General features: G+C 63.3%; 1 protein-coding gene. It reads right to left on the bottom strand.

The window, feature by feature from the left end; translation table 11 throughout:
* On the bottom strand, window positions 1-1,106 hold a 1,106-nt coding region (locus tag CRM90_RS30005), incomplete at its 3' end, for an NDMA-dependent alcohol dehydrogenase (RefSeq protein ID WP_102810457.1).
* Between the last annotated feature and the right edge of the window lie 3 nt (window positions 1,107-1,109).

The raw sequence follows: 1,109 nt of genomic DNA, 5'->3' as shown, positions 1-1,109 counted from the left end.
GCATGGGTGATGACGCCGCGGATGATCCTGCCGTCCCGCAAGTCCTGGTAGCCCTCGTTCACCTGCTCGAGTGTGTAGCGCGTGGTGACCAGCTCATCGAGTTTGAGCTGCCCGGCATCGTAGAGCCGTAACAGTTTGACGATGTCGTACTGCGGATTGGCCGAACCGAACAGGGTGCCCCTGATGGTCTTCTCGAACAGCGTCATCACCCCGCCGGACACGTGCACAGTCAACTTCTCCGGGTTGGCCAGCCCAGTGATCACCACCGTGCCGCCCTTGCCCACGGTGTTGAACGCGTCGCCGACTACCTGCTCGTCGACGGTGCCGACAGTGATGATCGCCTGATCAGCCATCTGCCCCCAGGTCAACTCGCTGACCTTTTCGGCGGCCTCGGCGGCCGTGGCGAAAACATGCGTCGCACCGAACTTCATCGCGGTCTCCCGCTTGAACTCGACCGGATCCACCGCGACCACATACTTCGCGCCGGCCTGCTTCGCGCCCTGAACGGCGTTGATACCGATCCCCCCGATGCCATACACCACCGTGGTATCCCCGGCGCGCACGCCGCCCGCATAGTTGGCGCTCCCCCACCCGGTCGGCACGCCGCAGCCGACCAGCACCGCCGTCTCCAACGGCAGCCAGTCATCGACCTTCACCACCGAATGCTCCGAGATGGTCGCCCGTTCGGCGAAGGTGCCCAGCATGCACATCGCACCGAAATCGGTATCACCCATGTGGAACCGGAACGACCCATCGGGCATGTGCCCGTCGAGGATCGTCGCACCCATATCGCACAGGTTGGAGCGCCCCGTCGCACAATACCGACAGCGCCCACAGTTCGGGATGAAGCTACACACCACATGATCCCCCGGCTTGACCTTCGTCACCCCCGCACCGACCTCCTCGATGATGCCCGCGCCCTCATGGCCCCCCACAATCGGAAACCGAGGCACCAAATCCCCGTCGGTCAAATGCAGATCCGAATGACACAACCCGGCGGCCACATACCTGATCAGAACCTCACCGGCCCGAGGACCGTCAAGATCCAACTCCACGACCTCAAAGGGCTTACCAGCCTCGAACAGCACAGCCGCTCGTGTCTTCATGTG

This window comes from Mycobacterium sp. ENV421 (genome assembly GCF_002887815.1).
GTDB lineage: Bacteria > Actinomycetota > Actinomycetes > Mycobacteriales > Mycobacteriaceae > Mycobacterium.
Note: the sequence above shows the minus strand (reverse complement) of the source record. Positions and strands in the feature narration are given on the sequence as shown.